We start from the raw sequence: 16,816 nt of genomic DNA, 5'->3' as shown, positions 1-16,816 counted from the left end.
TTGGATCGACAGCGCCTCGACAAATGGCTGTGGCATGCGCGCCTGGTGAAGGCCCGCACCAGTGCCGCTGAACTCGTCGTATCGGGGCATGTCCGGATCAACGGCGCGCGTGAGAAATCGCCGGGCCATGCGGTGAAGGCGGGCGACGTCGTCACCGTCGCGCTCGACAACAGCGTCCGCGTGCTCAAGGTGATCGGCTTTGCCGAGCGGCGCGGCGATGCCAACGCGGCGCGGGTGCTGTACGAGGATTTGCAGGCCGGCAATTTGCAGGCCGGTAAGGAGTAGTTATCTAGCGCTTGCTATCTCAATTTGGGTGGCAGGAGCGTGAGAATACTGGCGTTTTTCGAGGGCCGCTTCCCTTGCGGCCCCGGTATTCCTGCGCTACGCAACCCCAGAAAAATCGATCGTTCCGGAGTTTTGGATGACCTACGTCGTCACTGAAGCCTGCATCAAGTGCAAATATACCGACTGCGTCGAGGTCTGCCCCGTCGATTGCTTCTACGAGGGCGAGAACATGCTGGTCATCCATCCCGACGAATGCATCGATTGCGGCGTGTGCGAGCCGGAATGCCCGGCGGACGCCATCAAGCCGGACACCGAGCCGGGCCTGGAAAAGTGGCTCGAGGTCAACCGCGACTACGCCAAGAGCTGGCCGAACATCACCCAGAAGAAGGACTCGCCGGAAGACGCCAAGGAGTGGGAAGGCAAGGAAGGCAAGTTCGATAAATATTTTTCTCCGAATCCCGGCAGCGGCGACTGATTCGCTGGGGAATACCGTGGTAAGGTCGGGCTCTGCTCCGCCGCGGCCCTCCGTTCGGCCGCCGATTTAACCCTAATGACGGACATATGACCTGAACGGCCCCTGTTATGCCCGGAATCGGGCGTAAACCATTGATTTTTGCGGAAAATGTGCTATATCTGACACATTACAGGCCAAGAACCCCCTGCCATGCGTACCTTGTGGCTTCGAGGTTCCCGCAAACTCGAACAGGGGCGTGGCAGTTTCCGCGCGCAGGCTGTGTCACAGAAAACGCGTAAAAAGAGTGCTTCAAAGACGACGAAAAAAGCCGCTGTCGTTGCTCGCAGCGCAACCAAGGGCCGTGCCAAGGCGTCCGTGAAGGGGGCCAAGAAGGCGGCGGCTGCAAAGTCCTCAAAGAACAAAAGAAGCGTGATGCCAGAAAAGACTGCCAAGACTGCCGCGAAAGCGGCAGCTGCGAAGCCCGCTGCTGCCAAGGTCGCCCCCAAGCCTGCCGCGACCAAGACGGCTGCTGCGCCGAAGCCGGCCGCCCCGAAGGCTGCCGTCCCCGCCGCTGCTCCGAAGGCTGCCGCCAAGCCGGCCGCCGCGCCGCGCGTCGAGGAGCCGAAGAAGGTCGTGACGCAGCGTCAGGGCTTCAAGGCCAATGAATTCGTGGTCTATCCCGCTCACGGCGTCGGCCAGATCCTGGCGATCGAGGAGCAGGAGATCGCGGGCGCCAAGCTCGAGCTGTTCGTGATCAATTTCATGAAGGACAAGATGACGCTCCGCGTCCCGACGGCGAAGGTCGCCAATGTCGGCATGCGCAAGCTGTCGGAGCCGGCGCTGGTCAAGAAGGCGCTGGAGACGCTGAAGGGCCGTGCCCGCGTCAAGCGCACCATGTGGTCGCGCCGCGCCCAGGAATATGAAGCGAAGATCAACTCGGGCGACATCGTCGCGATCGCCGAGGTGGTCCGCGACCTCTATCGTTCGGAATCGCAGCCCGAGCAGTCCTATAGCGAACGCCAGCTCTATGAAGCGGCGCTCGACCGCCTGTCGCGCGAGATCGCGGTCGTGCAGCACTCGACCGAGACCGAGGCGATCAAGGAGATCGAAGGCCAGCTCGCCAAGAGCCCGCGCCGCGGCGCCAAGGCAGAAGCCGAGGGTGAAGGCGAGGGTGATGCCGACGGCGAGGATGCCGATACCGATGGCGACGATACCGCCGTCGAGGACGAAGCCGCCTGAAAGGGTTCGACGGATTGAAAACAAAAGCCCGGTCGCAAGACCGGGCTTTTTGCTTTGGCGGCGTGTCCGTGGGGCACGCTTACCTCTCCCCTTGTGGGAGAGGTCGGATTGCATGGCAAATGCAATCCGGGTGAGGGTGCAGGCTCTCCGCAAGTTGCAGCCCCCGACCGCGATCTTCGCCCGGGCAGATCGATATTCCAAACTGTCCGCGCCGCTGGACTCTTGGACCAGCGGCACTCGTTGCCGACTTATCCCGAAACGGAACGCCGGTAACTTTCGCGCGTTCGCTCGCCAATGAGGAGAGCGGACCATGACATCAAAGGCAGGCATTTTTTTCGCAGGCGTTGGAACAACTTTTATTATCCTAGGCGCTGGGTTCGGTGGTGGACTGTTCATGGCGAATTCGGCGCTTAAGGATTCTGCCGGCGCCCCCGCGCGCGTCTCTTCGCCAGCGCCCGCGGAACCAGCGCGCGTTATCCTGCCATCCACGGCAGAAGCTGCGCAGCCACCGCAGCCTGCCACCCAACGAGAGCCCGCCACGCCAGACGCAGCCTCACCGCCGCAGCCGCCACTGGAGCCGGTCAAGGACGTACAAGCGCCTGTCGAGAAGCAGGCGGACGTGGTGGACACGAGAAAATCTGACATTGCAGAAAAGGAGCGGCGTAAGCGCTACGCCGAACGCAAGGCGAAGCGCGTCGCGACCGAGCAGGCGAGGCGTCAACAGCGGCGCATCGAACAAGGCGAGCAACGCCGCGAAGCTCCGGTGCTCTTGGAGCAGGCGCGACGCCACGAAGTGCCGATCATGGCGTCTGAAGACGATGACTCCCCGCCGCGTCCGTTCGCGAATTTCTTCAGGAATGACTGAGCGCATCGCTTTAGTGAAGGAGCCGAGGAACAGTCCGCAATCGAGGGACGTTAGTGCTGATACAGAAGGCCCGTTCGTCTGATGGCTAACGAAAACTCCATTGCTTCAACTGCCAGTCCTGAACAACGCATAGAGCAGGCGTCAGAGGCGATCCGTCAGATGGCTGAGCGCGGCGTATTCGAACCTTTGCCGGAACAAGATCGGTGGCTGCATCACTTGAGTGAAGCGACCATGGCGGCTCCGCTTCAATCGCTGGCCGTTGCATTCTTGCTGGGGGTCTTCCTGGCTCGGCGGTAGCCCGTCGGCTACGCCGTTGATGCTGCCGCGCCGCGTGCTCAATACGAGCGCTGCTTGATGCCCCAGCGGCGGTTCTCGGAGGTCACGATCCATAGATTGCGGTGACGGCTGGCAATCGATCCGTCGGCGCGGTCGCGGCTGTATTCGACCAGCAGATGCACCTTGCGCGGCCCGACCAGCACCGGCTCCTTGCACTGATAGGTGCTCTTCGTCCATCCTGTGGTGCGCGCCAGATCGTTGAAGAACGACGGCGGCAGCTGGCCCGGGCCATCCCAGATCACGAGCTGCTCGCCGGACAGGATGACGTGCGGGAAGTGCAGCAGCGCGTCCATGCCGGCGAGATCGCGAGCGTTGAAGCGGTCGGTGAAATCGTCGATGCAGCGGATCGCCGCCGCGATCATGGCCGCATGGTCGGCATTGTCAGGGTCGGGTTGGAAGAGCTTGTCGGCATTACTCATGCCGTCGCTTTACACTGGCAGCGAAGCGAGCCGCAATGACGCTCGAAGCTACGTAAACGATCCTGACCAGTATCGTCTTGTCTTGCTTCATGGATGACGACGGCAACCGGAGCGCGGCGTGCTATGCTGACCGCCCTGCCGTTATTTGATCGACATTAAACTGACCCCATCAATTTGCAGCGAGGAGAAATTCGATGGCATCCAATGTTGAGGCAACCAGGAAGGGTTATGAGGCCTTTCAACGTGGTGACATTCCGACGCTCATGAGGGATCTGATCGATGACGACTGCACGTGGATAACCCCGGGTCCCCAGGACAAACTGCCTTGGGCCGGGACCTTCAAGGGAAAGCAGCAGATTGCAAACTTCTTCGTCCAGGTTGGCGAGAATCTGGAATTCAGCGAGTTCGCGCCGCGTGAGATGATTGAGCAGGGCGACACCGTCGTGGTCCTGGGTACACTCACGGCGCGGGCAAAGAAAACAGGCAAGACTGTAACGAACGAATGGGCCCACGTTTTCAAGTACCGTGACGGGAAGGCGGTCCGCTTTCAGGAGTACATTGACACTGCGGCGGATGTTGCCGCGATGTCGTGACAAAGCAAGAGGCAGGCGCGCATGCGCGGATGTCGTCGGCGTCATCCGCCTCTATCGCCTACTTCACCCGCTGCTTCTCGAGCTTGCGCGCCAATGTCCGGCGGTGCATGCCGAGTCGGCGGGCGGCTTCCGAGATGTTGAAGTCGGTCTCCATCAGGGTCTGGTGGATGCGCTCCCATTCCAGCGTCTTGATCGACGTCGGCCGCGCACCGACCTCGATGGCGGCATTGCCCTGCGCTTTAAGGAACGCGGCCTCGATGTCGTCGGTGTTTGACGGCTTGGCCAGATAGTGGCAGGCGCCGAGCTTGATCGCCTCGACCGCCGTCGCGATGCTGGCAAAGCCGGTCAGCACGACGATCAGCATCTCAGGATCATGCGTGTGCAACGCCTCGACGCAGGCAAGGCCCGATGCACCGCCGGCGAGCTTCAGGTCGACCACCGCATAGCCGGGCGATTGCTGCTCGAGCAGCTGGCGGACCTCGTCGAGCGAGGCCGACACCGCCACATCATAGCCGCGGCGCTCGAACGAGCGCTTCAATGTGCGGGCGAAACCCGCATCGTCCTCGACGATCAGGAGCTGGCGTTCATCCGTCAAGATGGTCTCCGATCGCGAGCGTCGAGAGCGGCAGCTCGAGCCTGACCGCGGCGCCGATGTCCGGCCGGTTGCGCGCCGTCACCACGCCGCCCAGCTTGCGCACCACGTTGACCACCAGGAACAGGCCGAGGCCGCTGCCGGGGCTGCCCTTGGTCGATTGATACGGCTTGCCGATATGCGCCAGCATCTCGCGCGAGAAGCCCGGGCCGCGATCGGTCACCGACAGCACCAGCGTGTCGGCATTGCGCTCGGCGGTCAGCTCGATCCAGTCGCGCGACACCTCGGCGGCGTTGTCGAGCACGTTGAAGATCGCCTGCTTGAGCGCGATGTCGGATACGATCGCGAGATCAGCGCCGAAGGCGTTGCGGAAATACAGCGTGGCCGACGGCCGCGTCGTCCGCCATTCCTCCACCAATGCCGTCAGGAACGCCGTGACCGTGGTCGGCGAGGAGCCTTCGCCGCGGGCTTCGCCCGCCGAGAGCAGGATGCCCGTCACGATCGACTTGCAGCGCTGCACCGAGATCTCCATCTCGCCGAGGTCCTGCGACATTTCAGGGTCGGAGGCGAGCGCGGGCATCCGGCGCCAGTCGCCGAGGATGACCGAGAGCGAGGCGAGCGGCGTGCCGAGCTCATGCGCGGCGCCGGAGGCCAGGAGGCCGATCCGGACGATGTGATCCTGCTCGGCGGCGTGCTGGCGCAGCGCCGCGAGGCGCAGGTCGCGATCGCGCAGATTGCGGTTGATCCGGGTCATGAACACCACGAGCAGCACGGCATCGAGCACGAGGCCGATGAAGGTGCCGGCGATATAGAGGTTGAAGGCATCGGCGAAGCCTTGCTGCGGCAGCTCCAGCGGCCGGTAATAGCTGGTCAGCCAGGCGAAGTTCATGCAGACCAGCGCCACCAGCGACCAGGTCGAGGGCGCGTCGAGCAGCACCGCGCCAAGCGTCACCTGCAGCAGATAGAGCGAGGTGAACGGGTTGGTGGCGCCGCCGCTGAGATAGAGCAGGGCGGTCAGCGCCGCGACGTCGAGCGCCAGCGCGACCAGCAGCTCGCGATTGTTGATGTCGGCGCGGTAGCGCAGCCACAGCAGGCTGACGACATTGAGTGCCACCAGCCCGGAGATCACGGCCGCCAAGGGCAGCAGCGGCAGCGCGACACCCATCCAGAACTGCACGAAGCCGATGGTGGCGATCTGGCCGATCACGGCGATCCAGCGCAGCTGGACCAGGAGGGCCATGTTCTTGCGATTGGTCGCGATGTCGGCGGGCGCGGCGAGATCGAACGGCATGCCGGCAGCCGCGCCCGCGGCGGACGGCATCACCGCCGCGCCGTTCGCGGCCTTGTCGTCATGCAGATCCGATGTGCGCTCGAGCATCTGGGCCTGTGTCGCGAGACAGATTGCGGGCTGCGCCGATCAGGCGGCGCACTGCGGCGCGCCGTGAGCCCCACCTTGGATCGGAGGCGCCGGCGCAGCTCCTGCCGCTGATGACGCGCAGGAGCGCGCCCGCCAGCATAAGGGCCAGCGCGAACCATGTCAGCGCGTAAATCAGGTGGTTGTTCGGAAACCGCACGATAGTGAGCCCGCCGATTGGGTAGCCGCCCGGATTTGGCGTCGCATCGGCGTCGATGAAGAAGGGGGCTACATGCGACAATCCGTGCGCGGCGGCGATGGCGGCAACGTCGCGGGAATACCAGCGGCCGGCCGAAGCATCGTTGCTGCGCAGGAAGCCGCCCTTCGGCTCCGACATCCGCAGCAGTCCGGTGACGCTGACGGCGCCCTGCGGCTCGCCATCGCGCCGTGTCGCGGGATCGCGCTTATCAGCGGGAACAAAGCCGCGGTTGACCAGCACGGTGGTTCCGTCGGCGGCTTGCAGCGGGGTCAGTACCCAGAAGCCGGGACCTTCGGCCGTGACGGCCTGCACCAGCGTTTCGTCGGCGTTGAGGAACGTGCCGCGTAGGGTGACGCGGCGGTATTCATCGCTCGCGGCCGTGACCGCCGGCCATGACGATGGGGGCGGCGGCGCGACCGGCGCGGCATGCATGCGCTGCTCGACCCGCTCGATCAGCGCCAGCTTCCAGGTCCGGCGTTCGATCTGCCAGATACCGAGCGCGCTCGGCAGCACCACGCCCAGCATGCCGAGCGTGAGCAGCACAAGCGATGGTCTGGCAGACCGCATGATCACGGCATCTGGCTCATGTCGTGCAGCGGCATCATGTTGACATTGAGATGATGCATGACCCACAGCGAGCCGGTCAGCGCGATCACCACCATGATCACGGTGAAGATCATCGCCATCATGGTCCAGCCGTTCTCGGACCGCGTGTTCATGTGCAGGAAGTACACCATGTGCACGACGATCTGCACCGCGGCGAGCACCAGCACGATCAGCGCGGTGACCTGCTTGTCGGCGATGGCGTCGGTCATCACCAGCCAGAACGGCACCGCGGTGAGGACGACGGAGAGACCGAAGCCGATCAGATAGCTCTGCAGCGAGCCGTGAGCCGCGCCGCCGTGATCGCCATGTCCGTGGCTGGCATTGGCTTCGAGCGTATGAGCTTTGGCGTGAGCTTTTGTTGTCATCGCAGCATTCCCAGGAGATAGACGAAGGTGAAGACGCCGATCCAGACCACGTCGAGGAAGTGCCAGAACATCGAGAGGCACATCAGCCGGCGCCGGTTGGCTTCGATGAGGCCGAAGCGCGCGGTCTGCACCATCAGCGTCACCAGCCAGACGAGGCCGAAGGTGACGTGCAGGCCGTGGGTGCCGACCAGGGTGAAGAATGACGACAGGAAGGCGCTGCGCTGGGGCGTCGCGCCCTCGTGGATCATATGCGCGAACTCGGTGAGCTCGATGCCGAGGAAGGCGAGGCCGAACAGCCCGGTGATGGCGAGCCAGGCTTGCGTCGCGCCGATCCTCGATTTCTCCATCGTCAGCATGGCGAAGCCATAGGTGATCGAGGAGAGCAGCAGCATCGTGGTGTTGAGCGCGACCAGCTTGAGGTCGAACAGGTCCTTCGGCGATGGGCCAGCGGCATAGTTGCCGCCGAGCACGCCATAGGTCGCAAACAGCATCGCGAAGATGAGGCAATCGCTCATCAGGTAGATCCAGAAGCCCAGCATGGTGCTGGCGCCTTCCGGATGATCGTGCTCGTCCACAACGTGAAAGATCGGCTCGGAGTCCTGGGTGGAGACGGTTGTTGCTACGCTCATGTCTGGGCTCCCGCGGCGAGCACGCGTGTTCGCGCGTCTTCAGTCCGCACCACCTCATCCGTCGGGATGTGGAAGTTGCGGTGATAGTTGAAGGTGTGGCCGATCGCGACCGCGAGCAGCGCAACGAAGCTGACGGCGGCGAGCCACCAGATGTACCAGATCAGGCCGAACCCCATTACCGTCGCGAGGCCGGCGAGGATGATGCCGGTGCCGGTGTTGGACGGCATGTGGATCGGCTTGAAGCCGGTCAGCGGGCGCCTGTAGCCGCGGCGCTTCATGTCCCACCAGGCGTCGTTGTCGTAGACCACGGGCGTGAAGGCGAAGTTGTAGTCCGGCGGCGGCGACGAGGTCGCCCATTCCAGCGTCCGCGCGTTCCAGGGATCGCCGGTGGTGTCCTTCAGTTGCTCGCGGCGCAGAATGCTGACCGCGAACTGCACCAGCATCGCGACGATGCCGAGCAGGATCAGGAACGCGCCGAAGCCCGCGATGATGAACCAGATCTGCAAGGAGGGATCGTCGAACACGCGGAGCCTTCGGGTCACGCCCATCAGGCCGAGCACATAGAGCGGCATGAAGGCGAAGTAGAAGCCCGAGACCCAGAACCAGAACGACAGCTTGCCCCAGAACGGATCGAGCCTGAAGCCGAACGCCTTCGGGAACCAGTAGTTGATGCCGGCGAACAGGCCGAACAGCACGCCGCCGATGATCACGTTGTGGAAATGCGCGATCAGGAACAGGCTGTTATGCAGCACGAAATCGGCCGGCGGCACCGCCAGCAGCACGCCGGTCATGCCGCCGATCACGAAGGTCAGCATGAATGCCACCGTCCACATCATCGGCAGCTCGAAGCGGATGCGGCCGCGATACATCGTGAACAGCCAGTTGAACATCTTCGCGCCCGTCGGGATCGAGATGATCATGGTGGTGATGCCGAAGAACGAGTTCACGCTGGCGCCGGAGCCCATCGTGAAGAAGTGGTGCAGCCAGACCAGGTAGGACAGGATGGTGATGACGACGGTGGCGTAGACCATCGAGGTGTAGCCGAACAGCCGCTTGCCGGAGAATGTCGCGGTCACCTCGGAGAAGATGCCGAACGCCGGCAGCACCAGGATGTAGACCTCGGGGTGGCCCCAGATCCAGATCAGGTTCACGTACATCATCGGGTTGCCGCCGAAGTCGTTCGTGAAGAAGTTGGTGCCGACGTAACGGTCGAGCGACAGCAGCGCCAGCACCGCCGTCAGCACCGGGAAGGAGGCGACGATCAGGACGTTGGTGCAGAGCGAGGTCCAGGTGAACACCGGCATCTTCATCATCGTCATGCCCGGCGCGCGCAGCTTGACGATGGTGCAGATCAGGTTGATGCCCGATAGCGTCGTGCCGACGCCGGCGACCTGTAGTCCCCATATGTAATAGTCGACGCCGACATCGGGACTGTAGCCGATGTTCGACAGCGGCGGGTAGGCGAGCCAGCCGGTGCGGGCGAATTCGCCGACGAACAGCGACATCATCACCAGCACGGCGCCGCCGACCGTCATCCAGAAGCTGAAATTGTTGAGGAACGGGAAGGAGACGTCGCGAGCACCGATCTGCAGCGGCACCACGTAGTTCATCAGGCCGGTGACCAGCGGCATCGCCACGAAGAAGATCATGATCACGCCGTGTGCGGTGAAGATCTGGTCGTAATGATGGGCCGGGAGGTAACCGTCGGAGCCACCAAAGGCGATCGCCTGCTGCAGCCGCATCATCAGCGCGTCCGCGAAGCCGCGCAGCAGCATCACGATGCCGAGGATCATGTACATGATGCCGATGCGCTTGTGGTCCACGGTGGTGAACCACTCGCGCCACAGATAGGTCCAGAGCCGGAAATAGGTGACGATCGCAAACAGCGCGAGGCCGCCGGTCGCCACCACCGCGAAGGTGCCGACCAGGATCGGCTCGTGGATCGGCAGCGCCTCCAGATTGAGGCGACCGAAGATCATCTTGACGAGATCGGGATTCATGCGGTCCTCCTCAGGACTCTGATTTCGGACGCTGACCGAGCAGCAAGGATGTCGACGAGGGGTGCGCGGGCGAGAGCGGCGGGCGCTTCAGCCCGAAGCCGCGCAGCGGCGTCAGGTCGAGCGGCGCGGTGACCTCGTGTGACGGCGCGTCCTTGATCTCGTCCATCGAACAGATGCCGGCGACGAAGGTCGGCTCGGAGCCGAGCGGCGCGCCGCGGCGGGCGTATTTGTCGTAGGTCAGCGGCAGCGTGTTGTTGAAGCCTTCGCGGCCGAGGCCGCCCTTGGCGTCGATCGCCATCATCTCGCTCATGCACATCTTGCCGGGCTCGACGCACATGTTGAGGACCGCCTTGTAGAGATCGCGGTCGACCGAGCGGTAGAGCCGGACCGGATCGTTCTGGCTCGGACGCTCGAGCTGCAGATAGTCGGTGCGGCCGAGCATATTGGCGCTGGTCTTGGCGGTGGCGATCCACTTGTCGAAATCGGCGCCAGACAGGCTCTTGAAGTCGAAGTGCATGCCGGAGAAGCCGGCGCCGCTGTAATTGGCCGAGAAGCCGCGATAGGTGCCTTCCTTGTTGGCGACCGCGTGCAGCTTGGTCTCCATGCCGGGCATGGCGTAGATCTGGCCGGCGAGCGCGGGGATATAGAACGAGTTCATCACGGAGGACGCCGTGATGCGGAAGCGGATCGGGCGGTCGACTGGAGCTGCGAGCTCGTTGACGGCGGCGACGCCGTAATCCGGGTAGATGAACAGCCACTTCCAGTCGAGCGCGACCACCTCGACATTGAGCGGGGCGTCCTTGCTCTCGATCGGCTTGTCGGCGGCGATGCGGCCGAGCGAGCGGTAGGGATCGAGCAGATGGGTGCCCATCCAGGTCAGCGCACCCAGGCAGATGATGATCAGCAGCGGCGCCGACCAGATCACGAGCTCGAGCTGGGTGGAGTGATCCCACTCCGGCTCGTAGGGGGCCGCGGTGTTGGACTGGCGGTAGCGCCAGGCGAAGAACACGGTCAGCGCCATCACCGGAAGCACGATGATGAGCATCAGCACGGTCGAGATGACGACGAGGTCGCGCTGCTGGGCGGCGATGTCGCCGGCAGGCGCCAGGACGACGAAATCGCACCCGCCAAGGAGCGCCGCGAACGGCAATAAGGCCAATAATTTCAAGGCGCGCACGGCTCACCCCACTTGAATTTTATGAGTTCCGCCAAGGGGTAGCTGCGATGCAGCAAAGTTCACATTGGACAATTTGTCCAATGTTGCACTGCGGGATGAAGGGTCAGAAGGTGAGGGGGACCGCGTGGCAATCTGCCCGTGGCCTCACTTTCTTGTTTGAGCACGGTCTGTTCGGAAAACCGGTTTGATCGTGCTCCAAAGGACGGTTCTCCGGCGATGGCACAAGCCCCAGCAATGGCTCACGGCACCCCGACCGCATCAGGTCACGGGCAGGCGAAACCCGGCGAAATCGCCATCGGCGTCATCATCGGACGCACGTCGGAATTCTTCGATTTCTTCGTCTATGCGATCGCCTCGGTCATCGTGTTCCCGAAGCTGGTGTTCCCGTTCGTCAATGAACTGACCGGCACGCTCTATTCATTCGGCATCTTCGCGCTGGCCTTCGCCGCGCGGCCACTCGGCACCGTCATCTTCATGGCGGTCGACCGCCGCCACGGCAAGGGCGCCAAGCTCGTCATCGCGCTGTTCCTGCTCGGCACCGCCACGGTGGCGCTCGCGTTTCTGCCCGGCTACGACACGATCGGCGTCGCGGCGATCTGGCTGTTGGCCGCCGCGCGCGTGCTGCAGGGTATCGCCTGGGGCGGCGCCTGGGACGGCCTTGCCTCGCTGCTGGCGATGAATTCGCCGGCGCATCGCCGCGGCTGGTACGCGATGGTGCCGCAGCTCGGCGCGCCGCTCGGGCTGATCGTGGCCAGCGCGCTGTTCGCCTTCTTCGCCGGCAACCTCTCGGCGGATGATTTCTTCGACTGGGGCTGGCGCTATCCGTTCTTCGTCGCCTTCGCGATCAACGTGGTGGCGCTGTTCGCGCGGCTGCGCATGGTGGCGACGGATGAATATTCCGAGCTGTTCGAAAGCCGCGATCTCGAGCCGGCGCGGGTCGGCGAGACCATCGCGCAGGAGGGCCGCAACATCCTGCTCGGCGCCTTTGCGCCGCTGGCGAGCTTTGCGCTGTTCCACATGGTCACGGTGTTTCCGCTGTCCTGGGTGTTCCTGTTCACCAAGGAAAGCCCGGTGCGCTTCCTGATCATCGAGATGATCGGCGCCATGGTCGGCGTCGTCGCGATCATCGCCTCCGGCATGATCGCCGACCGCGTCGGGCGCAAGCCGCTGCTGCTCGGGTCTGCGGTCGCGATCGCGGTCTATAGCGGCTTTGCCCCGCAGCTGCTCGATGCCGGCGCGTTTGGCGAAACGGTGTACATGGTGCTCGGCTTCGTGCTGCTCGGCCTGTCGTTCGGCCAGTCGTCGGGCGCGATCGCCTCGAGCTTCGCGCGCAACTATCGCTACACGGCCTCGGCACTGACCTCGGATTTAGCCTGGCTGTTCGGTGCCGGCTTTGCGCCGCTCGCGGCGCTGCTGCTGGCGACGCATTTCGGCTTGATCTCGGCCGGTGCGTACCTGTTGTCGGGCGCGGTGTGGACGCTGCTGGCGCTGTGGCTGAGCGGATTGCGCGAAGCCGAGGGTTGAACTCTTCTCCTTCCCCCTGAAAGGGGGAAGGTTGGGATCAGCCACAGGCTCCGCTGCAAGCGGAGAGAGCAGATCCCCACCCGCTTTGCTCTGGCGAGCAAAGCGACCTCCCCTTTTCAAGGGGAGGTGGGCTAGCGGAACAATCCGTCGACGCGGAACGAGTACCCCAGGCCGACGATGTAGTTCGGCGAGTTGCGGCTGAGTCCGAACGCGACATGGAAGTCGACCTGCTGGGTCGGCGTGATCTGGTACAGGCCGCCGGAGTTGATGAGCTGGGTCGGCCGCGCACCGTCGGGATAGTCGCCGACATATTCGGTGAACACACTGATCCGCTCGGTCAGCTTCTTCTCGATCACGAAGGTCGCTTCCGACATGTGCCGGCCGGTCAGCTCGGCAGGGCGGAAGAATTCCGTGAACATGCCGCTGACGCCCCAGCCGTCATGCAACTCCCATGACCACGGCAACTGGATGTAGGGCTGCGCGCCGCGACCGGCGATTTCGGCAGCGCCCGTCGGCAGCGCGACGCCGGCCGTGATCGAGAGGTCGATCTTCCCCGGCGGCGGACTGATCTGCCATTTGATGGCAGGCGCGACGTCGGAAAAGCCCGACGCGCCGGGCGATTTCACGGTGCCGACATAGCTCGGCAGGTCGATCAGCACCTCGAGGCAGGGCGCAATCCCGAGCCGCCAGCGGCTGTTGCTGCCGTCGATGCTGCGGCCACTGCTCCGGCCGGTCAGGTTGATGCCGTTCTCGTTCTGCAGGCTCCCGACCGGCACGACGATACTCGAATTGGTGACGTCGGGCCGGTCGGTCGCGATTTCGTCGCCCGGCTTGGGACAGCCGTCCGCGCGCGCGGCGGTGGCTGCTGCGAGTGTGAGCGCAGCAAGCACGCACCCGAGTTCGGCAAGTCGAGCGACGGCGCCGAACCGATTCTGAAACACTGGGGATGCTCCAATAGCCCGGCGCCGCTGCGGAGGTGGCAGCTTTCGATAGAGATCGGCGGCGCGCGGGGAAATTCCCGGTCGGCTCAAAAATCTTCGTCAGTCGCCGGTCGCGCGAGCGCGCGGCATTCCAGGGAATAGAATCGCGGCATGCCTGCTCCTGTTGTGGTGGCAAACAGGAGAGCCCCGGGAATGAGCATTCGTTCGATCGCAGGCGTGCTGGCGCCGCGGCAAGCCAAAATTGCCGCGATGGCGGCCATCGCGATTCTGCTCGCCCTGAACAGCGCCCGTGCCGCGGGAGATGCGGCGCGCGGCGCCAAGCTGTACCAGGGCTGCGGCGATTGCCACTCGATCGACAAGAACGACGTCGGCCCGATGCACAAGGGTGTCGTCGGCCGCCTAGCCGGCTCCGTCGCAGGCTACGACTACTCGCCGGCGCTGAAGAACTCGAAGATCGTGTGGACCGAGGAGAATCTCGACAAATGGCTCACCGGTCCGGACACGATGGTTCCGGGCACCAAGATGTTCTACGAGGTTCAGGACCCGAAGGATCGCGCCGACATCATTGCCTTCCTCAAGGAGAAGGCGAAGTAGAATGTAGCCTGTCGTCCCGGCCTTCGCCGGGACGACAGCGGTGGTGAGGCGCGAGCACGACGCCTCGCGGCCTCAATCCACCACGATCTTGACGCGGTCGCGCGGCTTGACCTGGGCATGGGCGTCGAGGCCGTTGAGCACGCGGAAGCGCTCGGCCGGGTGATCGACGCCGGACATGCGGTGCGACAGCGATTCCACGGTGTCGCCGGGCTGCACGTTAATGACCTTGATGCGCAGCGGGCGCGCGGCCTGGATCTCGTCGAGCGTCAGGCGGCGGAACGAATTGACGGTCTCGCGCGCGTTACGCTCGCTCTCGGTGGACTTCTGCTTGGCGGCGAAGATGAAGCGGTAGACGTCGCTGCCGAAGCGCAGCGCATAGACCTTGAACTGCCACTGGTCGCCATGGGCGGTGGCCGACGCCGCCGGAAAGCCGTTGATGTTGAGGTCCTCGGTCGATGACTTCTCGACCCCTTCCATCCAGCCCGAATTCAGGTAGTCGCCGAGCGACTGCTCGGCCGGGACCCGCACCACGTCGAAGCGCATCGCCTGGCTGCCGCCCTCGCGCACGCCGATCACCGCCTGCGCGGTGTTGTCGAGCGTGAAATTATCGGGCGCGGTGAAGGTGAAGCCGAGCTTGGGATGCAGGAAGCGGCGGCCGCGCACGAACCCTTCGCTGGGATCCTCGCCATAGACGATGTTGTCGATCGCGGCGAGATAGGTCTCGCGATCGCGCTCGTTGCTCTCGGGCGATGAGTATTGCCGTGCGGTGGTCTGCGCGTTGTTGATGCGCTCGGGCGTCGCCGGATGCGACGAGGTGAAGTCCTGCGCCCGCGGATCGAGCGCGGTCTTGCCGATCTTGAGCGCGGCATTGCGCTCCATCGCGGTCAGGAAGCGCGCCGCGCCGTAGGGATCGAAATGCGCGCGAGCGGCGATCCCGACGCCGATGCCGTCGGCCTCGAACTCCTGCTGGCGCGAGAAGCTCGCCATCGTCAGTTTGGTCTTGGCGAGCGCCAGCGCGGTGAGATCGGGATCGGTGCTCATGTCGGTGACGACGCGCGTCACCACAGCCGCCTGGCGGGCCTGGTCCTCGCGCATCGCCGCGTGCTTGGCCAGCACATGCGCCATCTCGTGGCTCAGCACCGAGGAGAGCTCGGAGGTGTCGCTGGCGAGCGCAATCAGGCCGCGCGTGACATAGAGCTGGCCGGTCGGCAGCGCGAAGGCGTTGACCGCGCCGGAATTGAGGATCGTGACCTTGTAGGCCTGGTCGGGCCGTTCGGAGGCGGCGACCAGCCGCTCGACGGTCTTGCTGATCAGGGCCTCGAGCTTCGGGTCGTCGTAGGCGCCGCCATAGGACGACAGGATGCGCTCATGTTCGCGTTCGCTCGTGGGCGTCTGCTGTACCACGCGGTTCGGCTTTACCGGCGCCGCTGCTGCCGTGGGCGCGGCCTGCTCGAACCGGCCGACATTGCCGCAGGCCGACAGCGTCAGGGCGGCGCAGACGAGCGCCGGCGCAGCCAAAAGGCGGCGGCCAGTCCCCTCTTCACGCCGTCCTGCGCGCTCAATCACGTCAAAAACTCACAAATTGTCCCGTAAAAAGACCGGGGCATGGCCCCTGGGTCTCTTGAGTCCCTTGGGCCTCTAGTTCCCGCCGAGCACTTCAAGCTGCCCCACCCGGAGCAGTTCGATTCGCGCCCCACGTCGTGCTTCCACCCAGCCTCGTACACGAATCTTACGATTTTCCAGAGACTTGGGCGCAAGCCCGGCCGCCTCGAACGCAGGGACTATGCGCCTTGAAATAGTCGCAGCAAAGTCCTGAGTCCAGTTACGACCGAAATTCAGGTAGGTCGTCGCGCCCGCCTGACGCACGGACAAAACCCTGCCCTCGACCACTGTAAAACGCCCGATCCCGGTCAAAATATCGGCGGAACTTTCGGCGTTTTTTATGACGGTGGCCTCGGCCCAGGTTCCCGATCGGGCGGCCCTGGCCTCGGCCTCGGCCGCCATCAGCGCCGCCGCACAGTCCTTGTCGGCGACCTCGGATGACGCCACAGCGAGGCCCTGGCGCAGCAACTCGCTTTGCACGGGCTTCTCACTGCCTTCGAGGAATGCGTAGGCCGGCTGCCGGCCATAGCGGTCCGGCGTGTCGTCCTGTCCGCGCAGCGTCACCTCGCGGCCGACCAGCAGCGCCGTCAGTGCAGCGATGGTCTTCGCCTTGTCGGCCACCTCGATACCGGCGAGCTTGACCTCACGGGCGTCGTCGAGCCGCAGGCTGCGCGCATCGACGATGGCGGCGACGCGACCCTCGCCCTGAATCTCGAAATTGCATCCAGCCGCTTCGGCGCGTCCGCTGCACGCGCCGATCGCGAGGACGCATGCTGTCATCATCACCGCCCACGGACGGCGACGCCATGCTCTATCGCGTGAAGGCGTCATGCGGCACTCGTCACTCCGGCGCGCTCCGCTCGGAGCGTGGTCGCCAACAAGGACAGTCTGACGGAAAGATCGCTTCAGAGCCACCACAAGCGAAGCGAAATCGCATCGAGGGATGCCATCGTTGATTCGGTGGTCAATTTTTCTGCGGCGC

Annotated in this window: 19 protein-coding genes; 8 read left to right on the top strand and 11 right to left on the bottom strand. The window is 64.3% G+C overall.

Annotated features, from left to right (window positions below; all coding sequences use genetic code 11):
• The 5 genes from Q2M23_RS13675 (at position 1) to Q2M23_RS13655 (ending at position 3,140) form a co-directional block, all read left to right on the top strand.
• On the top strand, positions 1 to 285 hold the full coding sequence (locus tag Q2M23_RS13675) for an RNA-binding S4 domain-containing protein (RefSeq protein ID WP_168858670.1): 285 nt from the start codon (positions 1 to 3) through the stop codon (positions 283 to 285).
• Between the two features lie 136 nt (positions 286 to 421).
• Complete coding sequence (gene fdxA, locus Q2M23_RS13670; protein WP_057015519.1) at positions 422 to 760, top strand: ferredoxin FdxA; 339 nt, start codon at positions 422 to 424, stop codon at positions 758 to 760.
• Positions 761 to 1,171: 411 nt separating this feature from the next.
• Entirely contained in the window at positions 1,172 to 1,978 is an 807-nt protein-coding gene (locus Q2M23_RS13665; protein WP_080686805.1) for a CarD family transcriptional regulator, read from the top strand.
• Between the two features lie 310 nt (positions 1,979 to 2,288).
• Positions 2,289 to 2,843 (top strand): hypothetical protein, encoded by a 555-nt coding sequence (locus Q2M23_RS13660; RefSeq protein ID WP_156436051.1) that lies wholly within the window; start codon positions 2,289 to 2,291, stop codon positions 2,841 to 2,843.
• Between the two features lie 81 nt (positions 2,844 to 2,924).
• Positions 2,925 to 3,140 (top strand): hypothetical protein, encoded by a 216-nt coding sequence (locus tag Q2M23_RS13655; RefSeq protein ID WP_316395869.1) that lies wholly within the window; start codon positions 2,925 to 2,927, stop codon positions 3,138 to 3,140.
• Between the two features lie 38 nt (positions 3,141 to 3,178).
• On the opposite strand, the gene Q2M23_RS13650 is transcribed toward Q2M23_RS13655, so the two are convergent.
• Positions 3,179 to 3,598, bottom strand: a complete 420-nt coding sequence (locus Q2M23_RS13650; RefSeq protein WP_316395868.1) for a hypothetical protein — start codon at positions 3,596 to 3,598, stop codon at positions 3,179 to 3,181.
• A 194-nt stretch (positions 3,599 to 3,792) separates the two neighbouring features.
• On the opposite strand from Q2M23_RS13650, the gene Q2M23_RS13645 reads away from it, so the two are divergent.
• Entirely contained in the window at positions 3,793 to 4,191 is a 399-nt protein-coding gene (locus tag Q2M23_RS13645) for a nuclear transport factor 2 family protein (protein WP_253638058.1), read from the top strand.
• A 58-nt stretch (positions 4,192 to 4,249) separates the two neighbouring features.
• Here the strand turns inward: Q2M23_RS13645 and Q2M23_RS13640 are convergent, their stop codons facing one another.
• From Q2M23_RS13640 to cyoA, 7 genes are read right to left on the bottom strand one after another with little or no spacing between them, the layout of a single operon-like run.
• Positions 4,250 to 4,786: a response regulator transcription factor gene (locus tag Q2M23_RS13640; RefSeq protein WP_057015515.1), complete on the bottom strand. Its 537-nt coding sequence runs from the start codon at positions 4,784 to 4,786 to the stop codon at positions 4,250 to 4,252.
• Positions 4,776 to 6,161 (bottom strand): ATP-binding protein, encoded by a 1,386-nt coding sequence (locus Q2M23_RS13635; protein ID WP_316395867.1) that lies wholly within the window; start codon positions 6,159 to 6,161, stop codon positions 4,776 to 4,778. Before Q2M23_RS13635 ends, Q2M23_RS13640 begins: the two co-directional genes overlap by 11 nt.
• Entirely contained in the window at positions 6,133 to 6,963 is an 831-nt protein-coding gene (locus Q2M23_RS13630) for an SURF1 family protein (protein WP_410469722.1), read from the bottom strand. The genes Q2M23_RS13635 and Q2M23_RS13630 overlap by 29 nt, the downstream gene beginning before the upstream one ends.
• Positions 6,964 to 6,965: 2 nt before the next feature.
• Positions 6,966 to 7,367: a cytochrome o ubiquinol oxidase subunit IV gene (cyoD, locus tag Q2M23_RS13625; protein WP_316395866.1), complete on the bottom strand. Its 402-nt coding sequence runs from the start codon at positions 7,365 to 7,367 to the stop codon at positions 6,966 to 6,968.
• Positions 7,364 to 7,996 (bottom strand): cytochrome o ubiquinol oxidase subunit III, encoded by a 633-nt coding sequence (cyoC, locus tag Q2M23_RS13620; protein ID WP_057015511.1) that lies wholly within the window; start codon positions 7,994 to 7,996, stop codon positions 7,364 to 7,366. Before cyoC ends, cyoD begins: the two co-directional genes overlap by 4 nt.
• Entirely contained in the window at positions 7,993 to 9,996 is a 2,004-nt protein-coding gene (gene cyoB / locus Q2M23_RS13615; RefSeq protein ID WP_316395865.1) for a cytochrome o ubiquinol oxidase subunit I, read from the bottom strand. Before cyoB ends, cyoC begins: the two co-directional genes overlap by 4 nt.
• A gap of 10 nt (positions 9,997 to 10,006) precedes the next feature.
• Positions 10,007 to 11,173 (bottom strand): ubiquinol oxidase subunit II, encoded by a 1,167-nt coding sequence (gene cyoA / locus Q2M23_RS13610; protein WP_316395864.1) that lies wholly within the window; start codon positions 11,171 to 11,173, stop codon positions 10,007 to 10,009.
• 234 nt (positions 11,174 to 11,407) lie between these two features.
• Between cyoA and Q2M23_RS13605 the strand changes: the two genes are divergently transcribed.
• Positions 11,408 to 12,697 (top strand): MFS transporter, encoded by a 1,290-nt coding sequence (locus Q2M23_RS13605; protein ID WP_057015508.1) that lies wholly within the window; start codon positions 11,408 to 11,410, stop codon positions 12,695 to 12,697.
• A 131-nt stretch (positions 12,698 to 12,828) separates the two neighbouring features.
• Here Q2M23_RS13605 and Q2M23_RS13600 read toward each other — a convergent pair whose 3' ends face one another.
• The gene (locus Q2M23_RS13600; protein WP_316395863.1) at positions 12,829 to 13,638 is read right to left on the bottom strand and encodes a transporter; all 810 of its coding nucleotides are present in this window, start codon (positions 13,636 to 13,638) and stop codon (positions 12,829 to 12,831) included.
• Between the two features lie 192 nt (positions 13,639 to 13,830).
• Between Q2M23_RS13600 and Q2M23_RS13595 the strand changes: the two genes are divergently transcribed.
• Positions 13,831 to 14,232, top strand: a complete 402-nt coding sequence (locus Q2M23_RS13595; RefSeq protein ID WP_316395862.1) for a c-type cytochrome — start codon at positions 13,831 to 13,833, stop codon at positions 14,230 to 14,232.
• Between the two features lie 72 nt (positions 14,233 to 14,304).
• On the opposite strand, the gene Q2M23_RS13590 is transcribed toward Q2M23_RS13595, so the two are convergent.
• Positions 14,305 to 15,798 carry a M48 family metalloprotease gene (locus Q2M23_RS13590; protein WP_076824772.1) on the bottom strand — a complete coding sequence of 498 codons (1,494 nt, stop codon included), beginning with the start codon at positions 15,796 to 15,798 and terminating at the stop codon, positions 14,305 to 14,307.
• Between the two features lie 72 nt (positions 15,799 to 15,870).
• Positions 15,871 to 16,617, bottom strand: a complete 747-nt coding sequence (locus tag Q2M23_RS13585) for a thermonuclease family protein (protein WP_316395910.1) — start codon at positions 16,615 to 16,617, stop codon at positions 15,871 to 15,873.
• Positions 16,618 to 16,816: the final 199 nt, after the last annotated feature.

The organism is Bradyrhizobium sp. 33ap4 (assembly GCF_032654765.1).
Taxonomy (GTDB): domain Bacteria; phylum Pseudomonadota; class Alphaproteobacteria; order Rhizobiales; family Xanthobacteraceae; genus Bradyrhizobium; species Bradyrhizobium australafricanum.
Note: the sequence above shows the minus strand (reverse complement) of the source record. Positions and strands in the feature narration are given on the sequence as shown.